This window comes from Streptomyces sp. NPDC088725 (assembly GCF_044751305.1).
GTDB lineage: Bacteria > Actinomycetota > Actinomycetes > Streptomycetales > Streptomycetaceae > Streptomyces.
On the sequence record NZ_JBIVLO010000003.1, the window covers coordinates 526,043 to 545,419 of the forward strand.

General features: G+C 69.2%; 16 protein-coding genes. 2 read left to right on the forward strand and 14 right to left on the reverse strand.

Annotated elements, in window-relative coordinates:
* Positions 1 to 64 precede the first annotated feature (64 nt).
* Positions 65 to 1,300, forward strand: a complete 1,236-nt coding sequence (gene fahA / locus ACIP6N_RS09485) for a fumarylacetoacetase (RefSeq protein WP_401814425.1) — start codon at positions 65 to 67, stop codon at positions 1,298 to 1,300.
* Between the two features lie 101 nt (positions 1,301 to 1,401).
* Here the strand turns inward: fahA and nuoN are convergent, their stop codons facing one another.
* Genes nuoN through ACIP6N_RS09555 form a run of 14 tightly spaced genes read right to left on the reverse strand, consistent with a single transcriptional unit; the run spans position 1,402 to position 17,613 of the window.
* Positions 1,402 to 3,054 (reverse strand): NADH-quinone oxidoreductase subunit NuoN, encoded by a 1,653-nt coding sequence (gene nuoN / locus ACIP6N_RS09490; protein ID WP_401814161.1) that lies wholly within the window; start codon positions 3,052 to 3,054, stop codon positions 1,402 to 1,404.
* Positions 3,051 to 4,628: an NADH-quinone oxidoreductase subunit M gene (locus tag ACIP6N_RS09495; protein ID WP_401814162.1), complete on the reverse strand. Its 1,578-nt coding sequence runs from the start codon at positions 4,626 to 4,628 to the stop codon at positions 3,051 to 3,053. The genes nuoN and ACIP6N_RS09495 overlap by 4 nt, the downstream gene beginning before the upstream one ends.
* A 5-nt stretch (positions 4,629 to 4,633) precedes the next feature.
* Positions 4,634 to 6,529: an NADH-quinone oxidoreductase subunit L gene (gene nuoL, locus ACIP6N_RS09500; protein WP_401814163.1), complete on the reverse strand. Its 1,896-nt coding sequence runs from the start codon at positions 6,527 to 6,529 to the stop codon at positions 4,634 to 4,636.
* 14 nt (positions 6,530 to 6,543) lie between these two features.
* Positions 6,544 to 6,843 carry an NADH-quinone oxidoreductase subunit NuoK gene (nuoK, locus tag ACIP6N_RS09505; protein ID WP_040024225.1) on the reverse strand — a complete coding sequence of 100 codons (300 nt, stop codon included), beginning with the start codon at positions 6,841 to 6,843 and terminating at the stop codon, positions 6,544 to 6,546.
* The gene (locus tag ACIP6N_RS09510) at positions 6,840 to 7,745 is read right to left on the reverse strand and encodes an NADH-quinone oxidoreductase subunit J (protein ID WP_401814164.1); all 906 of its coding nucleotides are present in this window, start codon (positions 7,743 to 7,745) and stop codon (positions 6,840 to 6,842) included. Before ACIP6N_RS09510 ends, nuoK begins: the two co-directional genes overlap by 4 nt.
* On the reverse strand, positions 7,742 to 8,395 hold the full coding sequence (nuoI, locus tag ACIP6N_RS09515; RefSeq protein WP_401814165.1) for an NADH-quinone oxidoreductase subunit NuoI: 654 nt from the start codon (positions 8,393 to 8,395) through the stop codon (positions 7,742 to 7,744). Before nuoI ends, ACIP6N_RS09510 begins: the two co-directional genes overlap by 4 nt.
* On the reverse strand, positions 8,388 to 9,788 hold the full coding sequence (gene nuoH / locus ACIP6N_RS09520) for an NADH-quinone oxidoreductase subunit NuoH (RefSeq protein ID WP_401814167.1): 1,401 nt from the start codon (positions 9,786 to 9,788) through the stop codon (positions 8,388 to 8,390). Before nuoH ends, nuoI begins: the two co-directional genes overlap by 8 nt.
* Positions 9,785 to 12,361 carry an NADH-quinone oxidoreductase subunit G gene (locus ACIP6N_RS09525; protein ID WP_401814168.1) on the reverse strand — a complete coding sequence of 859 codons (2,577 nt, stop codon included), beginning with the start codon at positions 12,359 to 12,361 and terminating at the stop codon, positions 9,785 to 9,787. Before ACIP6N_RS09525 ends, nuoH begins: the two co-directional genes overlap by 4 nt.
* Positions 12,358 to 13,710: an NADH-quinone oxidoreductase subunit NuoF gene (gene nuoF / locus ACIP6N_RS09530; protein ID WP_401814427.1), complete on the reverse strand. Its 1,353-nt coding sequence runs from the start codon at positions 13,708 to 13,710 to the stop codon at positions 12,358 to 12,360. The genes ACIP6N_RS09525 and nuoF overlap by 4 nt, the downstream gene beginning before the upstream one ends.
* A 5-nt stretch (positions 13,711 to 13,715) precedes the next feature.
* Complete coding sequence (gene nuoE / locus ACIP6N_RS09535; RefSeq protein ID WP_401814429.1) at positions 13,716 to 14,528, reverse strand: NADH-quinone oxidoreductase subunit NuoE; 813 nt, start codon at positions 14,526 to 14,528, stop codon at positions 13,716 to 13,718.
* Between the two features lie 35 nt (positions 14,529 to 14,563).
* The gene (locus ACIP6N_RS09540) at positions 14,564 to 15,922 is read right to left on the reverse strand and encodes an NADH-quinone oxidoreductase subunit D (RefSeq protein WP_401814169.1); all 1,359 of its coding nucleotides are present in this window, start codon (positions 15,920 to 15,922) and stop codon (positions 14,564 to 14,566) included.
* Entirely contained in the window at positions 15,922 to 16,683 is a 762-nt protein-coding gene (locus ACIP6N_RS09545) for an NADH-quinone oxidoreductase subunit C (RefSeq protein WP_401814170.1), read from the reverse strand. The genes ACIP6N_RS09540 and ACIP6N_RS09545 overlap by 1 nt, the downstream gene beginning before the upstream one ends.
* A complete protein-coding gene (locus tag ACIP6N_RS09550) occupies positions 16,680 to 17,234 on the reverse strand; it encodes a NuoB/complex I 20 kDa subunit family protein (protein ID WP_401814171.1) in 555 nt (184 codons plus the stop codon). The genes ACIP6N_RS09545 and ACIP6N_RS09550 overlap by 4 nt, the downstream gene beginning before the upstream one ends.
* 19 nt (positions 17,235 to 17,253) lie before the next feature.
* Positions 17,254 to 17,613 carry an NADH-quinone oxidoreductase subunit A gene (locus ACIP6N_RS09555; protein ID WP_030379754.1) on the reverse strand — a complete coding sequence of 120 codons (360 nt, stop codon included), beginning with the start codon at positions 17,611 to 17,613 and terminating at the stop codon, positions 17,254 to 17,256.
* Between the two features lie 833 nt (positions 17,614 to 18,446).
* Between ACIP6N_RS09555 and ACIP6N_RS09560 the strand changes: the two genes are divergently transcribed.
* Entirely contained in the window at positions 18,447 to 19,316 is an 870-nt protein-coding gene (locus ACIP6N_RS09560) for a C40 family peptidase (protein WP_401814173.1), read from the forward strand.
* Positions 19,317 to 19,377: the final 61 nt, after the last annotated feature.

Sequence of the window (19,377 nt, forward strand, 5' to 3'; positions counted from 1 at the left end):
TGCCGTGACGGGGCAACACCGACGTAACGTGTCGTCCACCGAACCGGAAAGCGAGGCAGCACCCATGCCCGAGCAGAGCAGTCCGCTCGAACCGGCCGACGGCGATCCCTTCGGCCCGCACAACCTCCCGTACGGCGTCTTCTCCACCGCCGGCGAGCCCGAGCGCCGCAGGCTGGGTGTGCGCATCGGCGACCAGGTGCTCGACGCGGGAGCGGCGGCGCGGGCCCTGGGGTCCCCGTACGCGACGCTGCTCGCGCGGCCGAGCCTCAACCCGCTGATGGCGGCCGGGCGTACGGCCTGGCGCGATGTCCGCAGGGCGCTCACGGCGTGGGTCACGGTCCCGGCCCACCGCGCCGACATAGAGCCGCTGCTGCACCCGCTCGACTCGGTCACGCTGCACCTGCCGTACGAGGTGGCGGATTACGTCGACTTCTACGCGAGCGAGCACCACGCCACGAACGTCGGCCGGGTCTTCCGCCCGGACGGTGACCCGCTGACGCCCAACTGGAAGCACCTGCCGATCGGTTACCACGGCAGGGCGGGCACGGTCGTCGTCTCGGGTACGGATGTGGTGCGCCCGTCCGGTCAGCGCAAGGCCCCGGCGGATCCCGCGCCGGTCTTCGGTCCTTCCGTGAAGCTCGACATCGAGGCGGAGGTCGGCTTCGTCGTCGGCACGCCGTCCACCCAGGGCGTGCCGGTCGGGCTCGGCTCGTTCCGCGATCACGTGTTCGGGCTCAGCCTCCTCAACGACTGGTCGGCGCGTGACATCCAGGCGTGGGAATACGTACCGCTGGGCCCGTTCCTCGGCAAGTCCTTCGCGACGTCCGTCTCCGCGTGGGTCACCCCCCTGGAGGCCCTGGACGCGGCCCGTACCGCTCCGCCGGCCCGCACCGAGGATCTGCTGCCGTATCTGGACGACACGGCCGAGGAGGAGCCGGGCGGCTTCGACCTCCGGATCTCCGTGAGCCTCAACGGACAGCTGATCTCCGAGCCGCCGTTCTCCTCCATGTACTGGACGGCCGCCCAGCAGCTGGCCCATATGACGGTGAACGGCGCGTCGCTGCGCACCGGCGACCTCTTCGCCTCCGGGACGGTCAGCGGTCCCGCCCGCGAGGAGTACGGCTCGCTCCTCGAACTGACCTGGAACGGCACGCAGCCCCTCGAACTGCCCACCGGCAAGCGCACGTTCCTGGAGGACGGCGACGAGGTCACCCTCACCGCCTGGGCCCCGGGCCCGGACGGCACCCGGGTGGGCCTGGGCGAGGTGACCGGCCGGGTGACACCGGGGATCCTGCCGTAGCCGGACACGGCTCGGGGCCCGACGACCTCCGTGAGGTGTCGGGCCCCGAGGCGTACCCGAGACGTAGCCGACTACGGCTACGGCTACCGCTACCGCTACCGCTACCGCACGAAGATTCCCGCCTGGCCCGCCAGGTTCAGGAAGTACTGCGGGAACACGCCCAGCACCAGCGTGACCGCCACACCCACCGCGATCGTGGTCATCGTCAGTGGTGAGGCCACCGCGACCGTCGGGCCGTCCGCCTTCGGTTCGCTGAAGAACATCAGCACGATCACCCGGATGTAGAAGAACGCCGCGATCGCCGACGAGATCACACCGACCACCACCAGCGCTCCCGCGCCGCCGTCCGCCGCCGCCTTGAAGACCGCGAACTTCCCGGAGAAGCCCGACGTCAGCGGGATGCCCGCGAACGCGAGCAGGAAGACCCCGAAGACGGCGGCCACCAGGGGCGAACGCCGGCCCAGGCCCGCCCACTTCGACAGGTGCGTCGCCTCGCCGCCCGCGTCGCGGACCAGGGTGACGACCGCGAACGCGCCGATCGTCACGAAGGAGTACGCCGCCAGGTAGAAGAGGACGGACGAGATGCCCTGCGGCGACGCCGCGATCACACCGGCGAGAATGAAGCCCGCGTGCGCGATCGAGGAGTACGCCAGGAGGCGCTTGATGTCGGTCTGGGTGATGGCGACGATCGCGCCGCCCAGCATCGTGACGATGGCGATCCCCCACATCACCGGCCGCCAGTCCCAGCTCAGTCCGGGCACGACCACGTACAGCAGCCGCAGCAGCGCGCCGAAGGCCGCGACCTTCGTGGCCGCCGCCATGAAGCCGGTGACCGGGGTGGGCGCGCCCTGGTAGACGTCCGGGGTCCACATGTGGAACGGGACGGCGCCGACCTTGAACAGCAGGCCCATCAGGATCATCGAGCCGCCGATGATCAGCAGCGCGTCGTTCCCCATCGTGCCGGCGAGCGCCGGGTCGATGTTCTGGACGCTGCCGTCGACGACCGCGGCGATCCTGGCGTACGAGACGGAGCCCGCGTAGCCGTAGACCAGGGCGATCCCGAAGAGCAGGAACGCCGAGGAGAAGGCGCCGAGCAGGAAGTACTTCACCGCGGCCTCCTGCGACATCAGCCGCTTGCGGCGGGCGAGGGCGCACAGGAGGTAGAGCGGGAGCGAGAAGACTTCCAGCGCGACGAACAGCGTCAGCAGGTCGTTGGCCGACGGGAAGACCAGCATGCCCGCGACGGCGAACAGGGCCAGCGGGAACACCTCGGTCGTGGTGAACCCGGCCTTGACCGCCGCCTTCTCGCTGTCACTGCCCGGTACGGAAGCACCCTGGGCGGCGAAGGAGTCGACACGGTTGCCGTGCGCCTCGGGGTCGAGACGGCGCTCGGCGAAGGTGAACACCGCGACGATCGATGCCAGCAGGATCGTGCCCTGGAGGAACAGCGCGGGCCCGTCGACGGCGACCGCGCCCATCGCCGCGATGTGCGCCTTCGTCGTGCCGTAGTGGCCGTTGGCGAGCACGACAACTGCCGCGAAGGCGGCGGCCAGCGCCACCACGGAGAGGAACAGCTGCGCGTGGTAGCGGCTCCTGCGCGGGGCGAACGCCTCGACCAGGACGCCCACCAGGGCCGCTCCCAGCACGATCAGCGTGGGGGACAATTGCGCGTACTCGATGGTCGGGGCCGGGATCTTGTCGATCGTGCCGGCCGCCGCCGTTGTCCACAGGCTGTGGACAGCTGTCGCACTCACGGAGCGGCCTCCACTTCGGGCTTGGGATCGGTCTTCTGGACGTCGGACATGGTCTGCTTCACGGCCGGGTTGACGATGTCGGTCAGCGGCTTCGGGTAGACACCCAGGAAGAGCAGCAGCGCGATCAGCGGTGCCACGACGGCCAGTTCACGGACCTTCAGGTCCGACATGCCCTGCACCGAGGCCTTCACCGGCCCTGTCATCGTGCGCTGGTAGAGCACGAGGACGTACAGCGCGGCCAGCACGATGCCGACGGTGGCGATGATGCCGGCCACCGGATACCTGCTGAACGTGCCGACCAGGACCAGGAATTCACTGACGAACGGCGAGAGCCCCGGCAGTGAGAGCGTCGCGAGACCGCCGACCAGGAACGTGCCCGCGAGCACCGGCGCGACCTTCTGCACGCCGCCGTAGTCCGCGATGAGCCGCGAGCCGCGCCGCGAGATCAGGAAGCCGGCCACCAGCATCAGCGCGGCCGTCGAGATGCCGTGGTTGACCATGTAGAGCGTGGCGCCCGACTGGCCCTGGCTGGTCATCGCGAAGATGCCCAGGATGATGAAGCCGAAGTGCGAGATCGAGGCGTACGCGATCAGGCGCTTGATGTCCCGCTGGCCGACCGCGAGCAGCGCGCCGTAGACGATGCTGATCAGCGCGAGCACCAGGATCACCGGTGTCGCCCACTTGGACGCCCCCGGGAAGAGCTGGAGGCAGAAGCGCAGCATCGCGAACGTGCCGACCTTGTCGACCACCGCGGTGATCAGGACGGCGACGGGCGCCGTCGCCTCGCCCATCGCGTTGGGCAGCCAGGTGTGCAGCGGCCACAGCGGCGCCTTCACCGCGAAGGCGAAGAAGAAGCCGAGGAAGAGCCACCGCTCGGTGCTCGTCGCCATGGTCAGCGTGCCGTCGGCCCGGGCCGCGGCGATGTCGGCGAGCGAGAACGTCCCCGCGACCACGTAGAGCCCGATGACCGCGGCCAGCATGATCAGGCCGCCGACCAGGTTGTAGAGGAGGAACTTGACCGCCGCGTACGAGCGCTGGGTGGCCGCCGCCTCGTCCCCGCCGCTGTGCGCGCGGTCGCCGAAGCCGCCGATGAGGAAGTACATCGGGATGAGCATGGCTTCGAAGAGGATGTAGAAGAGGAAGACGTCGGTGGCCTCGAAGGAGAGGATCACCATCGCCTCGACCGCCAGGATCAGCGCGAAGAAGCCCTGCGTGGGCCGCCAGCGGCGGTTGGGGCTCGTGTCCTCCAGCGGGTCGGCGTCGTGCCAGCCCGCCAGGATCACGAACGGGATCAGCAGCGCGGTCAGCGCGAGCAGCACCACCCCGATGCCGTCCACGCCCAGCTCGTACCTGACGCCGAAGTCCTTGATCCAGGCGTGGGATTCGGTGAGCTGGTAGCGGCTGCCGCCGGGTGTGAAGCGGATCAGTACGACGACGGCGAGCGCGAGCGTGGCGAGCGAGAAGAGCAGCGCCAGCCACTTGGCGGCGGTGCGCCGGGCGGCGGGGACGGCCGCCGTGGCGATCGCCCCGACCGCGGGCAGCGCTGCCGTCACCGTCAGACAGGGGAACGACATGTCCGTTACACCGCCCTCGTCAGCAGGGTCGCGGCGATGATCACTGCCGTACCTCCGAACATCGAGACCGCATAGGAGCGGGCGTAGCCGTTCTGCAGTTTGCGCAGCCGGCCGGAGAGCCCGCCGAAGGACGCCGCGGTGCCGTTGACCACTCCGTCGACCAGGGTGTGGTCGACGTACACCAGGGACCTGGTGAGGTGTTCGCCGCCGCGGACCAGGACCACGTGGTTGAAGTCGTCCTGGAGGAGGTCGCGGCGGGCGGCGCGGGTGAGGAGCGAGCCGCGCGGGGCGACCGCGGGGACCGGGCGCCTGCCGTACTGGGCCCAGGCGATCCCGGCGCCGACCACCAGCAGCACCATCGTGGCGGCCGTGACCGTCGTGGCGCTGACCGGGGAGTTGCCCTCCTTGTGTCCGGTGACGGGCTCCAGGAAGTGCAGGAACCGGTCGCCGATGGAGAAGAACGCGCCGGCGAAGACCGAGCCGATGGCCAGCACGATCATCGGGATGGTCATGGACGCGGGCGACTCGTGCGGATGCGGCTCGTTGCCCTCGGCGTCCGGCACCCAGCGCTTCTCGCCGAAGAACGTCAGCAGCATCACGCGCGTCATGTAGTACGCGGTGATCCCGGCACCCAGCAGCGTGACGGCTCCGAGGATCCAGCCCTCCGTACCGCCCTTGGCGAAGGCCGCTTCGATGATCTTGTCCTTGGAGAAGAAGCCGGACAGACCCGGGAAGCCGATGATCGCCAGATAGCCGAGGCCGAACGTGACGAACGTGATCGGCATGTACCGCCGCAGGCCGCCGTACTTGCGCATGTCGACCTCGTCGTTCATGCCGTGCATGACCGAACCGGCGCCGAGGAAGAGACCGGCCTTGAAGAAGCCGTGGGTCACCAGGTGCATGATCGCGAAGACGTAGCCGATCGGGCCGAGGCCCGCGGCGAGGATCATGTAGCCGATCTGCGACATCGTCGATCCGGCCAGCGCCTTCTTGATGTCGTCCTTCGCGCAACCGACGATCGCACCGAAGAGGAGCGTCACCGCGCCGACCACGACGACCACCGTCTGCGCGTCCGGGGCCGCGTTGAAGATGACGCCGGAGCGGGTGATCAGGTAGACGCCGGCCGTCACCATCGTCGCCGCGTGGATGAGGGCGGAGACCGGGGTCGGGCCCTCCATGGCGTCACCGAGCCAGGACTGGAGCGGCACCTGCGCCGACTTGCCGCAGGCGGCCAGCAGCAGCATCAGGCCGATCGCCGTCAGCTTGCCTTCCGTGGCACTGCCCACCGCGCCGAAGACCGGGCCGAAGGCGAAGGTCCCGAAGGTGGTGAACATCAGCATGACGGCGATCGAAAGGCCCATGTCGCCGACCCTGTTGACCAGGAAGGCCTTCTTGGCGGCCGTGGCCGCACTGGGCTTGTGCTGCCAGAAGCCGATGAGCAGGTACGACGCGAGACCGACGCCCTCCCAGCCCACGTACAGCAGCAGGTAGTTGTCCGCGAGGACCAGCAGCAGCATCGCGGCCAGGAACAGGTTCAGATAGCCGAAGAAGCGGCGGCGCCGTTCGTCGTGCTCCATGTAACCGATGGAATAGATGTGGATCAGCGTGCCCACACCGGTGATCAGCAGGACGAACGTCATCGACAACTGGTCGAGCTGGAAGCCGACATCGGCCTGGAAGCCCTCGACGGGGATCCAGCTGAACAGATGCTGGTGCAGCGAGCGTCCATCGGTGCTCTTGCCGAGCATGCCGCTGAACAGCACGACACCGATCACGAAGGAGGCGGCGGCCAGCAGTGTGCCGAGCCAGTGGCCCACGCGGTCCAGCCGGCGACCGCCGCACAGCAGGACCGCCGCTCCGAGCAGAGGCGCCGCGACGAGCAGCGCAATCAAGTTCTCCACGATTCAGCGACCCCTCAGAGCTTCATCAGGCTGGCGTCGTCGACCGAGGCCGAGTGGCGGGAACGGAACAGCGACACGATGATCGCGAGCCCGACCACGACTTCCGCGGCGGCGACGACCATCGTGAAGAAGGCGATGATCTGGCCGTCCAGATTGCCGTGCAGGCGCGAGAAGGCGACGAACGCCAGATTGCAGGCGTTGAGCATCAGCTCGACGCACATGAAGACCACGATCGCGTTCCGCCGGATCAGCACACCGGCGGCGCCGATGGTGAACAGCAGCGAGGCGAGATAGAGGTAGTAGACCGGATTCATCGCTTGATCTCCTCCTCGCGGTCCAGCCGTCCGGACGCGCGGCCCAGCCGTCCTGACCCGCGCTCGGGCCGGTCGGGCTCACGGCCCAGCCGGTCCGACGACCGCTGCTGGAGCGCCTTGAGGTCCGCGATCGCCTCGTCCGACACATCGCGGATCTGGCCGCGGTCCTTCAGGGTCTTCATGACGGTCAGCTCGGACGCCGTGCCGTCGGGCAGCAGGCCCGCGATGTCCACCGCGTTGTGCCTGGCGTAGACGCCGGGGGCGGGCAGCGGCGGTACGTGGGCGCTGCGTACGCGGTCCTGGGACATCTCCCGCTGTGTCCTGGCCCGTTCGGTGCGCTCCTTGTGCGTGAGTACCATCGCGCCGACGGCCGCGGTGATCAGCAGCGCGCCGGTGATCTCGAACGCGAAGACGTACCGGGTGAAGATGAGCCGGGCCAGGCCCTCGACATTGCCGCCCGCGTTGGCCTGGCCCGTACCGGTCCAGGTCGTCAGCGACGCGTTGCCGATGCCGACGATCAGCAGGAGGCCGAAGCCGACTCCGCAGATCGCGGCCCACCAGCGCTGTCCCCTCAGCGTCTCCGTGAGGGAGTCGGCCGCCGTCACACCGACGAGCATGACGACGAAGAGGAACAGCATCATGATCGCGCCGGTGTAGACGACGATCTGCACGATGCCCAGGAAATAAGCCCCGTTGGCCAGGTAGAAGACCGCGAGGACGATCATCGTCCCGGCGAGGGACAGCGCGCTGTGCACCGACTTCTTCATCAGGATCGTGGACAGCGCGCCGATCACCGCGACGGTACCGAGGATCCAGAACTGGACGGCCTCACCCAGCGACGTGGTGGACGCTGAGGCCGCGTGGGTGACGGCGGTGGAGGAGACGGACGCGAGCGTGCTCATGCGCCGATCACCTTCTTCGACGCCGGTTCGTCCTCGCCGAAGTCCGACGCGCCTTCCTGCGGCCTGCCGTCCTTCGTCATGGCGACCTGCTGGACCGTGCCGGGCGCGGCCTCCGTGACCAGGCCCCGGTAGTAGTCCTGTTCGTCCGTGCCCGGGAAGATCGAATGCGGTGAGTCGACCATGCCTTCCTGGAGGCCGGCGAGCAGCTGCTCCTTCGTGTAGATGAGGTTCTCGCGGGAGCTGTCCGCCAGCTCGAAGTCGTTCGTCATCGTCAGCGCCCTGGTCGGGCACGCCTCGATGCACAGTCCGCAGAGAATGCAGCGCGCGTAGTTGATCTGGTAGACGCGGCCGTAGCGCTCACCCGGGGAGTAGCGCTCCTCCTCCGTGTTGTCCGCGCCCTCGACGTAGATCGCGTCCGCCGGGCAGGCCCAGGCGCACAACTCGCAGCCGACGCACTTCTCCAGGCCGTCCGGATGGCGGTTGAGCTGGTGCCGGCCGTGGAAGCGCGGCGCCGTCACCTTCGGCTGCTCCGGATACTGCTCGGTCAGCCGCTTCTTGAACATGGCCTTGAAGGTCACGCCGAATCCGGCCACCGGATTCCGCGGGGCGCGGGGGATGTCCCCTTGCGAAGAGCTGTCAGCGTCAGACACCGTCGTCCTCCTTTCCGTCACTCTCTGTTTCGTCACTCACAGTATTGACCCCGCCACTGACAACGAGCTCCCGCTCACGCCTCGGCCGCCTGCGCGGCACGGGTGGCAGCGTCTGTCCGGGCAGTGGCGGTACGGGATAACCGCCCGCCATCGGGTCGAACGCCGGTGGATCCGGCTCCCGTTCGGCGGCGGCTCGTTCCTTCTTGTCGCGGAAGATGTCAGCGACGAAGGACAGCAGCAGGATCGCGATGACCGCGCCGCCGACGTACAGCAGGATCGACTGGAAGTCGTAGTTCTCGTTCCGCAGGGCCCGTACGGTCGCGACGAGCATCAGCCAGACCACCGAGACCGGGATCAGGACCTTCCAGCCGAGTTTCATCAGCTGGTCGTAGCGCACGCGTGGCAGCGTGCCGCGCAGCCAGATGAAGAAGAAGAGCAGCAGCTGCACCTTGACGACGAACCAGAGCATCGGCCACCAGCCGTGGTTCGCACCCTCCCAGAAGCCGGAGATCGGCCACGGCGCGCGCCAGCCGCCCAGGAAGAGCGTGGCGGAGACGGCGGAGACGGTGACCATGTTGACGTACTCGGCCAGCATGAACATCGCGAACTTGATGGAGGAGTACTCGGTGTTGAAGCCGCCGACGAGGTCACCCTCGGACTCCGGCATGTCGAACGGCGCGCGGTTCGTCTCCCCCACCATCGTGATGATGTAGATGATGAAGGACACCGGCAGCAGCACGATGTACCAGCGGTCGGCCTGCGCCTCGACGATCGCCGAGGTCGACATCGACCCGGAGTAGAGGAACACCGAGGCGAACGCGGCGCCCATGGCGATCTCGTACGAGATCATCTGGGCGCACGAGCGCAGACCGCCGAGCAGTGGATACGTCGAGCCCGAGGACCAGCCGGCGAGGACGATGCCGTAGATGCCGACGGAGGCGACCGCGAGGATGTAGAGCATCGCGATCGGCAGGTCGGTGAGCTGCATCGTGGTGCGCTGGCCGAAGATCGAGATCTCGTTGCCCGCCGGGCCGAACGGGATGACCGCGATCGCCATGAAGGCGGGGATCGCGGCGACGATCGGCGCGAGGATGTAGACGAGCTTGTCCGCGCGTTTGACGACGACGTCTTCCTTCAGCATCAGCTTCATGCCGTCGGCGAGCGACTGGAGCATGCCCCAGGGGCCGTGCCGGTTGGGGCCGATGCGCAGCTGCATCCAGGCGACGACCTTGCGCTCCCACACGATCGAGAAGAGCACGGTCAGCATCAGGAACGCGAAGCAGAAGACGGCCTTGACGACCACCAGCCACCAGGGGTCCCGGCCGAACATCGACAGGTCCTCGGCCGCGAGGACGGTCTGCTGGGCCGACGCGAGTTGAGCGAGGGCGGTCATGCGCGCGCCTCCGGTGTTTCCACGGCCTGGACGGCCTCGGTGGTGGTCGCCGCAGCCGCCGTGGTCGCGGCGGTCCCGGTGTTCGCCGTGGTCGCGGCGGCCTGCTCGGCCGGGCCGATGCCGACCAGCGTTCCCGGGCGGGATCCGGTGTCCGCGAGGACGCCGCCGCCCGAGGAGTTGAGCGGGAGCCAGACCACCCGGTCGGGCATCTCGGTCACCAGCAGCGGGAACGTGACCGTGCCGGCCGGCCCGGTGACGGCCAGTTCGTCGCCGTCCTTGACGCCCGTCTCGGCCGCCGTCGTGGCGGAGAGCCTGGCGACCGCCCGGTGCCGGGTGCCGGCCAGGGCCTCGTCGCCGTCCTGCAGCCGGCCCTGGTCGAGCAGCATCCGGTGGCCCGCGAGGACCGCCTCGCCGTTGCCGGGGCGCGGCAGCGGCTTCGAGAATTCCGGCCGCGCGGTCGCACGCGGGCCCTCCCAGCCGCCGAGCCTGTCCAGTTCACGCCGTGCGGACTTGAGGTCGGGCAGCGCGAAGTGGACGTCCATGGCGTCCGCGAGCATGTGCAGCACGCGCGAGTCGGCCGGGGCGAGGCGCCGGGTCATCTGCTCCGGCTTGAGCGCGGCCTCGAACAGCCGTGCTCTGCCTTCCCAGTTGAGGAAGGTGCCGGGCTTCTCCGCGACGGCCGCGACCGGGAAGACCACGTCGGCCCGGTCGGTGACCTCGCTCGCCCGCAGTTCCAGCGAGACCAGGAAGCCGACGGCGTCGAGTGCGGCGCGCGCGCCCGCCGGGTCGGGCAGGTCCGCGACCTCGACGCCCGCGACGAGCAGCGCGCCCAGCTCGCCGGTCGCCGCCGCCTCGATGATCTGGCCGGTGTCGCGTCCGTAGGCCTGCGGCAGTTCGCGTACGCCCCAGACCGCCGCGGTCTCCTCGCGGGCCCGCGGGTCGGTGGCCGGACGGCCGCCGGGCAGGACCGAGGGGAGCGCGCCCGCCTCGACGGCGCCGCGCTCACCGGCCCGCCGCGGGATCCACGCCAGCTGAGCGCCGGTCGCGGTCGCGGCGCGCACGGCGGCGGTGAGCCCGCCGGGCACGGCGGCCAGCCGCTCGCCGACGGCGATCACGGCGCCCGGTACGCGCAGCGCCTCGGCGGCGTCGGCTCCGGCGCCGTCCAGGCCCTCGGCGGACGCCAGCGCGTCCAGCCACTCGGTCTCGGTGCCCGGTGCGGCGGGCAGCAGCGTGCCGCCGGCCTTCCGCAGGCCGGGCGTGGTGTGCGTGGCGAGGGAGAAGGTGCGCTGGCCGTGCTTGCGGTGGGCCTTGCGCAGCCGCAGGAAGACGCCGGGCGCCTCCTCCTCGGACTCGAAGCCGGCGAGCAGGACGGCCGGGGCCTTCTCCAGCGTGGTGTACGTGATGCCGCTGCCGTCGAGGTCACGGCCGCGTCCCGCGACCTCGGAGGCCAGGAAGTCGGCCTCCTCTCCGCTGTGCACGCGCGCGCGGAAGTCGATGTCGTTCGTGCCCAGCGCGACCCGTGCGAACTTGGCGTACGCGTACGCGTCCTCGACGGTCAGCCGGCCGCCGGTCAGCACACCGGCGCGCCCGCGCGCCGCGCTCAGTCCGCGCGCCGCCGCCTCCAGCGCCTCCGGCCAGCTGGCCGGTTCGAGGTCACCGCCGGCGTTGCGTACCAGCGGGGTGGTGAACCGGTCGGGCTTCTGCGCGTAACGGAAGCCGAACCGCCCCTTGTCGCACAGCCATTCCTCGTTGACCTCGGGGTCCTCGGCCGCCAGTCGGCGCATGACCTTGCCGCGCCGGTGGTCCGTACGCGTCGCGCAGCCGCCCGCGCAGTGCTCGCACACGCTCGGCGACGACACCAGGTCGAAGGGGCGTGAGCGGAAGCGGTAGGCCGCCGAGGTCAGCGCGCCGACCGGGCAGATCTGGATGGTGTTGCCGGAGAAGTACGACGCGAAGGGCGCGCCGTCGCCGGTGCCGACCTGTTCGAGCGCGCCGCGCTCCAGCAGTTCGATCATCGGGTCGCCCGCGACCTGGTTGGAGAAGCGGGTGCAGCGGGCGCACAGCACGCACCGCTCGCGGTCGAGCAGTACCTGCGAGGAGATCGGGACGGGCTTCTCGTACGTGCGCTTGCGGCCCTCGAAGCGGGAGTCCGCGCCGCCGACCTGCATGGCCTGGTTCTGGAGCGGACACTCGCCGCCCTTGTCGCAGACCGGGCAGTCCAGCGGGTGGTTGATGAGCAACAGCTCCATCACCCCGCGCTGCGCCTTCTCCGCGACCGGCGAGCTGATCTGGGACTTGACGACCATGCCGTCGGTGCAGGTGATGGTGCAGGACGCCATCGGCTTGCGCTGGCCCTCGACCTCGACGATGCACTGGCGGCAGGCGCCGACCGGGTCGAGCAGCGGATGGTCGCAGAAGCGCGGGATCTCGATGCCGAGCAGTTCGGCGGCGCGGATCACCAGCGTCCCCTTGGGGACGGAGATCTCGATGCCGTCGATCGTCAGCGAGACGAGATCTTCCGGCGGGACCACGGCCCCGCTGCCTCCGGAGGGAGCGCTCTCGGTCACCGTCATGCGTTCACCTCCAGGTGGTTGTCGGCCCAAGCGGTCGACTTCGACGGGTCGAAGGGGCAGCCCTTGCCGGTGATGTGCTGCTCGTACTCCTCGCGGAAGTACGTGAGCGAGGAGAAGATCGGGGCCGCCGCGCCGTCGCCGAGCGCGCAGAACGACTTGCCGTTGATGGTGTCGGCGATGTCGTTGAGCTTGTCGAGATCGGACAGCTGTCCCTTGCCGGCCTCGATGTCGCGGAGCAACTGCACCAGCCAGTACGTCCCTTCACGGCACGGTGTGCACTTGCCGCAGGACTCATGGGCGTAGAACTCGGTCCAGCGGGTGACGGCGCGCACCACGCACGTCGTCTCGTCGAAGCACTGGAGCGCCTTCGTGCCGAGCATGGAGCCCGCCGCGCCGACGCCTTCGTAGTCCAGCGGCACATCGAGGTGCTCGGCGGTGAACATCGGCGTCGAGGAGCCGCCGGGCGTCCAGAACTTGAGCCGGTGGCCGTCCCGGATGCCGCCGCCCATGTCGAGCAGCTGGCGCAGGGTGAGGCCCATGGGGCCTTCGTACTGGCCCGGGTTGGTGACATGGCCGCTGAGCGAGTAGAGCGTGAAGCCCGGGGACTTCTCGCTGCCCATCGATTTGAACCACTCCTTGCCGCGCAGCAGGATCGCGGGCACGGACGCGATGGACTCGACGTTGTTCACCACAGTGGGCGACGCGTAGAGACCCGCGACCGCCGGGAAGGGCGGGCGCAGCCTGGGCTGGCCGCGGCGGCCTTCCAGCGAGTCGAGGAGCGCGGTCTCCTCACCGCAGATGTACGCGCCGGCGCCCGCGTGCACGGTGACGTCCAGATCGAGTCCGGGGCCCAGCGCGTCCTTGCCGAGGTGGCCGGCTTCGTACGCCTCGCGCACCGCCTCGTGCAGTCTGCGCAGGACGGGCACGGCCTCGCCGCGCAGATAGATGAACGCGTGCGAGGAGCGGATCGCGTAACAGGCGATCGCGATGCCCTCGACGAGCGAGTGCGGGTTGGCGAAGAGCAGGGGCATGTCCTTGCAGGTGCCGGGCTCCGACTCGTCCGCGTTGACGACGAGGTAGTGCGGCTTGCCGTCACCCTGCGGGATGAACTGCCACTTCATGCCGGTGGGGAATCCGGCGCCGCCCCGGCCGCGCAGACCCGCGTCCTTGACGTACGCGATGAGGTCGTCGGGCGTCATCGCGAGGGCCTTCTTCAGGCCCTTGTAGCCGTCGTGCCGCCGGTACGTGGCGAGCGTCCAGGACTCCGGCTCGTCCCAGAACGCGGACAGGACCGGGGCGAGAAGCTTCTCGGGGCTGGATCCGTTGTCGTTGACATCGGCGTCGGCGATGGTCGTCACTCCCCCTCCTCAGCGGTGGGTGCTGCCGGGTGGGACGGGTCGGAGGCCGAGGTCTCCTGCGGTGCGTCGTGCGAGCTGAGGTGTTCGCTGCCCGGCTGCGGAGCGGCCGGCCCGCTCGCTCCGTCGCGGGGGCGTACGACGCGCTGCGGCGTCTCGCCCCTGGCGAGCCGCAGCCCGATCAGCGAGGCGTGTCCCGCGCCGCCGGAGGCCGCGACGGCGCCGGGGCGCTCGTCGGGGAAGCCCGCGAGGATGCGTGCCGTCTCCTTGTACGTGCAGAGCGGGGCGCCACGGGTGGGCTCGACGGTACGGCCCTCGCGCAGGTCGTCCACGAGCCGGATGGCGCTCTCCGGCGTCTGGTTGTCGAAGAACTCCCAGTTGACCATCACCACGGGCGCGAAGTCGCAGGCCGCGTTGCACTCGATGTGTTCGAGGGTGACCTTGCCGTCCTCGGTCGTCTCGTCGTTGCCGACGCCGAGGTGTTCCTTCAGCTCGTCGAAGATGGCGTCGCCGCCCATCACCGCGCAGAGCGTGTTGGTGCAGACGCCGACCTGGTAGTCGCCGCCGGGCTTGCGCCGGTACATGGTGTAGAAGGTCGCGACCGCCGTCACCTCGGCGGTGGTCAGGTCCAGTTGCTCGGCGCAGAACGCCATGCCCGTACGGGAGACGTGGCCCTCCTCCGACTGCACGAGATGCAGCAGGGGGAGCAGCGCGGACCGGGCGCCGGGGTACCGCGCGATGATGTCCTTCGCGTCGGTCTCCAGCCTGGCGCGCACCTCGGCCGGGTACTGCGGCGCGGGCAGCTGGGGCATGCCCAGGCTGACCCCGGAGTTGTTCTGTGCGGTCGTCACCGGTCGACGCCTCCCATCACGGGGTCGATGGACGCGACGGCGACGATGACGTCGGCGACCTGGCCGCCCTCGCACATCGCCGCCATGGACTGGAGATTGGTGAAGGACGGGTCGCGGAAGTGGACCCGGTAGGGGCGCGTCCCGCCGTCGGAGACGACGTGCGCGCCGAGTTCGCCCTTGGGCGACTCGACGGCGGCGTACGCCTGACCGGCCGGGACCCGGAAGCCCTCCGTCACCAGCTTGAAGTGGTGGATCAGAGCCTCCATGGACGTGCCCATGATGTTCTTGATGTGGTCGAGCGAATTGCCTAGGCCGTCGGGGCCGAGCGCGAGCTGCGCGGGCCAGGCGATCTTCTTGTCAGCGACCATCACGGGCCCCGGTTCGAGCCGGTCGAGGACCTGGTCGACGATCCGCAGCGACTGGCGCATCTCTTCCAGGCGGATGAGGAAGCGGCCGTACGCGTCGCAGGTCTCGGCGGTCGGGACGTCGAACTCGTACGTCTCGTAGCCGCAGTACGGGTCCGACTTGCGCAGGTCGTGCGGGAGTCCCGCGGAGCGCAGGATCGGGCCCGTCGCGCCGAGCGCCATGCAGCCGGACAGGTCGAGGTAACCGACGTCCTGCATGCGGGCCTTGAAGATGGGGTTGCCGGTGGCGAGCTTGTCGTACTCCGGCAGGTTCTTGCGGAGCGTCTTCAGCATCTCGCGCAGGTGGTCGACGGCGCCCGGGGGAAGGTCCTGGGCGAGGCCGCCGGGGCGGATGAACGCGTGGTTCATCCGCAGGCCGGTGATCAGTTCGTAGGCATCGAGGATGAGTTCACGATCGCGGAATCCGTAAATCATGATGGTGGTCGCGCCCAGCTCCATACCGCCGGTGGCGATGGCCACCAGGTGGGAGGAGAGCCGGTTCAGCTCCATCAGCAGAACGCGTATGGCGGTGGCCCGGTCCGGGATGTCGTCCTGGATGCCGAGCAGCTTCTCCACACCGAGGCAGTACGCCGTCTCGTTGAAGAACGACGTCAGGTAATCCATCCGCGTGACAAAGGTGGTGCCCTGCGTCCAGTTGCGGAATTCGAGGTTCTTCTCGATTCCGGTGTGCAGATAGCCGATGCCGCAGCGGGCTTCCGTGACGGTCTCGCCGTCGATCTCCAGGATCAGCCGGAGCACACCGTGGGTGGAGGGGTGCTGGGGACCCATGTTGACGACGATGCGTTCGTCGTCGTTCTTGACCGCGGACTGGACGACCTCGTCCCAGTCGCCGCCGGTGACCGTGTAGACGGTGCCCTCGGTGGTGGCGCGCGGGGTCGCGTGCGGGGTCCCGCCGTCCGTGGCGTGCGGGGCTGTGTTGGTTGCTGACATCAGGAGTACGACCTCCGCTGGTCCGGAGCCGGGATCTGGGCGCCCTTGTACTCGACGGGGATACCGCCGAGCGGGTAGTCCTTGCGCTGCGGGAAGCCCTGCCAGTCGTCCGGCATCATGATCCGGGTCAGGGCCGGGTGGCCGTCGAAGATCAGGCCGAAGAAGTCGTACGTCTCGCGCTCGTGCCAGTCGTTGGCCGGGTAGACCTCGACCAGGGACGGGACGTGCGGATCGGCGTCCGGGGCCGAGACCTCCAGGCGGATCAGCCGGCCGTGGGTGAGCGAGCGCAGGTGGTAGACGGCGTGCAGCTCACGGCCCTCGTCGCCGAGGAAGTGGACGCCGGACACCCCCGTACACAGCTCGAAGCGCAGCGCCGGGTCGTCGCGCAGGGTGCGCGCCACCTGGACGAGGTGCTCGCGGGCGATGTGGAAGGTCAGTTCGGCGCGGTCGACGACCGTCTTCTCGATGGCGTGCTCCGGAGTCAGTCCCTGCTCCTCCAGAGCGCCTTCGAGTTCGTCGGCGATCTCGTCGAAGACCCCGCCGGGACCGCCGTACGGGCGGGCGGAGGCGCCGGGCAGCGTGACGGCCCTGACGAGACCGCCGTAGCCGCTGGTGTCTCCGCCGCCGGTGTCGGTACCGAACATGCCCTTCTTCACGCGGATGACGTCGCCGGCCGCGTCACGTGCGGCGGGGACGGTGGCGCCGGGCCGCTGATCGCCGCCCGCCGCGGAGGCTTCGGGGCGCTTCTTGTCGTCGCTCACCGCAGCAGCCCCTTCAGCTCGATCGTCGGGAGCGCCTTGAGGGCCGCTTCCTCCGCTTCGCGGGCCGCTTCCTCCGCGTTGACCCCGAGCTTGGAGCCCTGGATCTTCTCGTGGAGCTTGAGAATGGCGTCCATCAGCATCTCGGGGCGCGGCGGGCAGCCGGGCAAATAGATGTCAACAGGGACAACATGGTCCACACCTTGCACAATCGCGTAATTGTTGAACATCCCGCCCGATGAAGCGCAGACCCCCATGGAAATGACCCACTTGGGGTTGGGCATCTGGTCATAGACCTGCCGGAGGACGGGCGCCATCTTCTGACTCACCCGGCCCGCCACGATCATCAGATCGGCCTGGCGCGGCGAACCGCGGAAGACCTCCATGCCGAACCGCGCCAGGTCGTACCGCCCGGCACCGGTCGTCATCATCTCGATGGCGCAACAGGCGAGGCCGAAGGTGGCAGGGAAGACAGACGACTTCCGCACCCAGCCGGAGGCTTGTTCGACGGTGGTCAGCAGGAAGCCGCTCGGCAGCTTCTCTTCGAGTCCCATTGGTGGCCCCTCAGCCCCTCTAGTCCCATTCCAGACCGCCGCGCCGCCATACGTATGCGTAGGCGACGAAGACGGTGAGCACGAAGAGCAGCATCTCCACGAGCCCGAAAATCCCCAGGGAGTCGAAAGTGACCGCCCAGGGGTAAAGGAAGACGATCTCGATGTCGAAGACGATGAAGAGCATCGCCGTCAGGTAGTACTTGATGGGGAAACGACCGCCGCCGGCCGGCGTGGGTGTCGGCTCGATGCCGCACTCGTACGCTTCAAGTTTCGCCCGGTTGTACCGCTTTGGGCCGATCAACGTGGCCATGACCACAGAGAAGATCGCAAACCCGGCCCCGAGGGCGCCGAGCACCAGGATGGGCGCGTAGGCATTCACGCTCCCCAGCTCCTTCCAGTCGTCCTTGACCGTTGGACCGCTCCGGGCAATCGCGCGCCCGCCTCATCGGAACGCCAAGATCGCGTCTATGTGAGGCAGTTCACAAGCCCGGCTGCCCCGCATCCTATGCCCGGCGGTCTGTGATCTGCGACACGGGGTACAGCACCACCTTTGTGATCTCCACCACCTGACGAAGGATCATGAAGTCGGATGAGCGGTGATCTTCATACACGAAGCACGCGGGTGCTCACCAGACGTGACATCCACGCGTGTTACCGCTGGTCGGAGAGCGTGTCGCCCTATCAAGAGATGCCCTCTGCAAGCAAATTGGCGATGGAACGCTTTCGAGTGATAGGGGACTCGGCTCACCACCGATCCACCCCCGGCGCGACCCCATCCGCACCCGCACCCGCATCCCCGCTCCGCATCGCGGCCCCACACCCCGGCCCCACATCCCGGCTCACCCGGCCGGGGGCGCGCCGGGGAGCGATGTGGACACGTGCATGCATTCACGAGGAACCGGCCCGGGGAAGGCGGCGGACCGAATCGATACGCCGCTTCACCGGACGGTGACCTCCCTGTGACCTGTGCCACTTCATGCCAATGCGGGACGAAGTGGGGCTTGGCCATCGACGCGAAGGGGTGGTAGGCGGGGGGCAATTCGGACCTTTCCCGGAAAACCTGAGATCACAGCCGTGATCACGCGTGACCGTTTTGACCGTTACGGCGTCAATAAGATTTCCCGGGAAGGTGATTAGCCCGTTCTGTACCTAACTGTGGCGCAACACACGCGCCTTGACTCCCACCCCGTCACGCCTGATAGCGGTTGTCCCATGCCCCAAACCGCTCCCCAGATACGAAGCCACCGGAAGCCCCGCCAGCGTGCTTCGCGCACCACCCTCCGCACCGGAGTCGCCGGTGGCATTCTCAGCACCATCGCGGTGGCCGGCGCCGCCGCACCCGCGAACGCGGGACCGGACACCGCGGAACCGGTGACCGAGACCATTGAGATGCCCGTGCTGACCCTCGGCGTGGCCGGCAGTGTCGCGCAGTCCGCGGAGGCGACCCAGCAGGTGGCGTTCGACCTGCGGCTGCGCGCGGACGAGGAAGCCGCAGCCGTCAAGGCCGCGCGGACCGCCGAGAAGTCCAAGGCGGAGGCGGAGCGCAAGGCAGAGGCCGAGGAGGCCAAGAAGAAGGCCGAGGAGGCCGCACGTACCAAGGCCGAGGACGCGGCGCGCGCCTCACGCTCCGCGGCTCGTACGACGCTGTCCGCGGCCGGCGTCTCCGCGAAGGTCGCGGGCTCGGACTCCGGCTCGTCCGGCTCCTCGCAGGCGACGGGCTCGGCGACGGGCTCGGCGGCGAGCGTGGTCGCGTTCGTGCGGCAGCACGTCGGCGACGCGTACGTCATGGGCTCCACCGGCCCCAACGCCTGGGACTGCTCGGGCCTGGTGCAGGCCGCGTACCGCCAGATCGGCATCGACCTGCCGCGCGTCTCGGGGGCGCAGTCGACGGCCGGCACCCAGGTCTCGCTGGACAGCCTCCAGCCGGGCGACATCCTGTACTGGGGCGGCGCGGGCAGCGCGTACCACACGGGGATCTACGTGGGCGGCGGCCAGTTCATCGGCGCGCAGAACTCCAGCACGGGCGTGGTCCAGAAGTCCCTGGACTGGGACCCGCCGAGCGGCGCGGTGCGCGTGCTCTGAGCGGGACGGCCGCCGCTTCCGGCTGAGCCGCTCTTTGCAGCGCTGTGCTGCGCTTTGCTCC